Origin of the sequence: Streptomyces sp. NPDC001634 (genome assembly GCF_040298185.1) — a bacterium.
Classification (GTDB): Bacteria; Actinomycetota; Actinomycetes; order Streptomycetales; family Streptomycetaceae; genus Streptomyces.
Map to the genome: position 1 here is coordinate 1 of NZ_JBEOZU010000184.1, position 3,163 is coordinate 3,163.

4 protein-coding genes and 2 pseudogenes are annotated in these 3,163 nt (G+C 66.4%); 4 read left to right on the forward strand and 2 right to left on the reverse strand.

The features are described from left to right. Positions 1-146: 146 nt before the first annotated feature. Positions 147-821, forward strand: a complete 675-nt coding sequence (locus ABT186_RS47065) for a hypothetical protein (RefSeq protein WP_351232514.1) — start codon at positions 147-149, stop codon at positions 819-821. Between the two features lie 8 nt (positions 822-829). Here ABT186_RS47065 and ABT186_RS47070 read toward each other — a convergent pair whose 3' ends face one another. Further along, positions 830-1,264: a recombinase family protein gene (locus tag ABT186_RS47070; RefSeq protein ID WP_351930578.1), complete on the reverse strand. Its 435-nt coding sequence runs from the start codon at positions 1,262-1,264 to the stop codon at positions 830-832. A 245-nt stretch (positions 1,265-1,509) separates the two neighbouring features. Between ABT186_RS47070 and ABT186_RS47075 the strand changes: the two genes are divergently transcribed. Together ABT186_RS47075 and ABT186_RS47080 are read left to right on the forward strand one after the other, a co-directional pair. Beyond that, positions 1,510-1,950: a WD40 repeat domain-containing protein gene (locus tag ABT186_RS47075; protein ID WP_351232512.1), complete on the forward strand. Its 441-nt coding sequence runs from the start codon at positions 1,510-1,512 to the stop codon at positions 1,948-1,950. A gap of 230 nt (positions 1,951-2,180) precedes the next feature. Then, positions 2,181-2,477 (forward strand): hypothetical protein, encoded by a 297-nt coding sequence (locus ABT186_RS47080; RefSeq protein WP_351930580.1) that lies wholly within the window; start codon positions 2,181-2,183, stop codon positions 2,475-2,477. Positions 2,478-2,696: 219 nt separating this feature from the next. On the opposite strand, the pseudogene ABT186_RS47085 reads toward ABT186_RS47080, so the two are convergent. Beyond that, a pseudogene (locus ABT186_RS47085) lies at positions 2,697-2,831 on the reverse strand (nitroreductase); the annotation flags it as partial. A 204-nt stretch (positions 2,832-3,035) separates the two neighbouring features. Between ABT186_RS47085 and ABT186_RS47090 the strand changes: the two are divergent. Further along, positions 3,036-3,163, forward strand: a pseudogene (locus tag ABT186_RS47090) (DUF2975 domain-containing protein); the annotation flags it as partial.

Consider the following 3,163-nt stretch of genomic DNA (forward strand, 5'->3'; position numbering starts at 1 on the left):
CATCCGCATATCTCACGCACCACGGACTACCGGCAACACCACACCCACATCAGGATGTTCAGCAAACATCACCCTAACGAGCCGAGATCAGTAAACGAAGTGATTGGGCTGCGGGGTTGCCGTTAGGCTGCCCGCGGAGGTCGCCCGTGGGGATGTCGTTGCTGTACGAGGTTTTGGAACCGCTGCCGGACGCGGAGAGCGCTCTGCGTCGTGCCCGCGAACTCCTGAGAGACTTCGCCGACTGGGCGGACGACCCGGACATCCCCGAGATCGGCCAGGTCGTCACGGCGGAGCAGTACGCTCACGCGCTCACGTTCTTTCGCGAGGGCCGGTTCATGACACGGGCCGGTAGGCGCTTTCCGGAGACGGGCCTGGAGGACTTCTGGAGGCGGCTGCACGCGATGGGCGTGCCGCGTGGCGAGAGTCCGTACGAGGTGCGGGTGGAGCTGATACCCGAGCTCGAGGGGCTTTGGCCGCTTCCCCCGGAGATATGTCTGGAACCGTGGCGCGACGCCTGGCCGCCACTCGTGCTCTCCCGCTTGGAGGACACCTGCAGGGAAGCCGACATCGACGCCCTGGTCGCGGACGTCGGCCCGCTGTCCTTCGACGTGGGCTGGTGCGCCGCGCTGCGCGGACTGCCCTCCAGCAAGCTGTGCGGTGTCCAGCTGTGCCTCAACAGCGTCTGGACCTCCCAGAGCGCCGAACCGGTGCAGGGCACGCACGGTGTCTACCTCTCCATCGGGACCAGGAACCGGGACGTGCAGGAGGAGTGGCTCGCCGCCACTGGCCTGGCTCTCGGCGAGCCACTGCTGGGCTGGTAGCCGTCAGCTCATTTCTGCTCGTGTAGGCCCGGACTTCTGTCCTGGCTCCCCAGTGCGGCGGCTATCCCTGGAGGTAGCGGTGCAGGGAGGTCTAGGGGATGCCGGTCTTGGCGGCGATCTCGCCGAGGCTGCCGCCCTGCTGCTTCAGCAGCCGCGCATAGTCGATCTTGTCGGCGGGGTGGGCGACGGGTCGGCCGACGCGCCGGCCGGCGGCTTCCGCGACGGTGCCGGGCGTGGGCGGCGCGTTCGGCGGCGAAGGTACGTTCCATCTCGGCGAAGAGGGCCAACAGCAGGAAGGCGATGCGGCCCACGCCCTCGTCGGCGGTGTTGATCGGAAGCGGGTCGGCGAGGGAGCGCACGCCGATGTTCTTCTCGTTTAGGTCGTTTACGAGGTTGAGGACTTCGCGAAGGTTCCTTCCGAGCCTGTCGAGGGTGTGGACCACGATTGTGTCGCCGGGCCGGGCGTAGGCGAGCAGGTTGGTCAGGCCGGGGCGTTCGCCGGTGGAGTCGACACCTCAACCGGCCGCACCCGCACCACCCTCACCGGCCGCGGGTCCTTGGTGGCGTTCAGCCCCGACGGGCGCACCGCTGGCCATCGACAACTACGACACGTTGCAGTTGTGGGACACCAGAAACCGGGCGCACCCGCACCACTCTCACCGGCCTCACGAACCTTGAGCACGACGCGGTGTTCAGCCCGGACGGGCGGACTCTGGCCGCCGGCAGTGAGGACGGCAGGGTGCAGTTGTGGAACACCTCAACCGGTCGTGCCACCACCCTCATTGGCCACACCGGAGTGGTGACCTCGGTGGCATTCAGTCGGGACGGACATACCGTGGCCTCCAGCAGTGAGGACGGCACGGTCCGGTTGTGGGACACCTCAACCGGCCGCACCCGCACCACCCTCACTGGCCACGATGATCCCGTGTCCTTGGTGGCATTCAGACCCGACGGGCGCACCCTGGTCACCGTCGGCGAGGATGGCACGACGCGGTTGTGGGACGTGAAGCTGCCTGACCAGGCCACAGCGATCAAAAAGATCTGTCAGGCCGTTGGCCGAGACCTCACACCGGAAGAACGCGGACTATACCTCGCAGGCCAGACGCCCAGCCCGGTGTGCCCCACCTGATGCAACTGGTGGTGCAGCGTGGGGCATTCCCCGCCGTTCGCAGACAAGTTCGTATAGGTCGTCGGCCTGGGGTGGCACCGAGCCAGGCCAGCGGGGTTGTCGGTGTACTCAGGCACCCAGTGCGCCTAACGGTCACCGCCGACACACTTCCCTCACAGGCCAGTCCGCAGGGCCAGGAGACGGCTTTGGTGGAGCGCGACGAGCGGCGAGAAGGGGGAGCAGCTGGTCGCGTGCACACTCTGCTCACGGCTCTCCAGCGCCGCGGGGTCGTTCAGCGGCGGGAGCTGATGCGCGACACTGTGCGCCAACTCGTCCAGGCCGCAGTCGAGGCCAGCGATGCCATCAGTGCAGGGCAGCGGCAGCAGATCGCCACTTGGAAGGCGCGCGCCGGCTTCGACAACCCGCCGGTGCCGTACGCACGCAAGGCACCGGACGGCCGGGTGTCGCGGCCGAAGAAGAACACGAAGAAGGAGCCGCTGTCGCACGAGCGGGTGGATCGCCGGTCATGGTTCTGGCAGTGTGGGTGAGTAGTGACACCGCCTGTCGGTCAGTGACGACACCACCCGGTCTCATCGGGGAACGGTATCGATGAGTTTTGACACCACTTGGGTGCTCGCGGTGGGAGCATCGAAGTGCTCTGCGTGGTGAGGGGGCATCGATGCCGCCGAAGTCCAAAGTCGAGCCCGCAATGAGCGGAGCGACACCGACTGACGACCCGTCTGCTGTGAGGATCACCGGTCAGCGGGTCACGCTCCGATGAAGCTCACCGTTTCTGTTATGTCCGCCCGCCCAGTACGCAGCCGTGGCACGCCTTCTTTCTCGAATCCCACCGCGACACCGCAGAACAGCACGAGTCCGTCATCGGCTCCGACCACAAGGCTTCGGCGTATTCGTATGGCGTCCGATTTGTGGCTGAGCGAGGTCGACTTCGGCAAGATCGAAAACCTTCGCATCACGCCATGCCGCGGGAGGGGGCGGCGGCATCCCGCCATGGTGCGAAACCGCCGCCCGACCTCCGACCCAGCCTTTGCTTCACCTATCGATATTCGATAGATTCCCATCGTGGGTCGATAGGAGGATGGGGCATGGGAAAACTGACAGTGCGTGCGCTGCGTGCCGTGCTCGTGGTGGTGCTGACCGGCACCGTGTTCGTACAGGCATTGATGGTGTGGGCGTTGGTCAGCGGGAGTGACCCGGAGGACGGGTCGCTCCC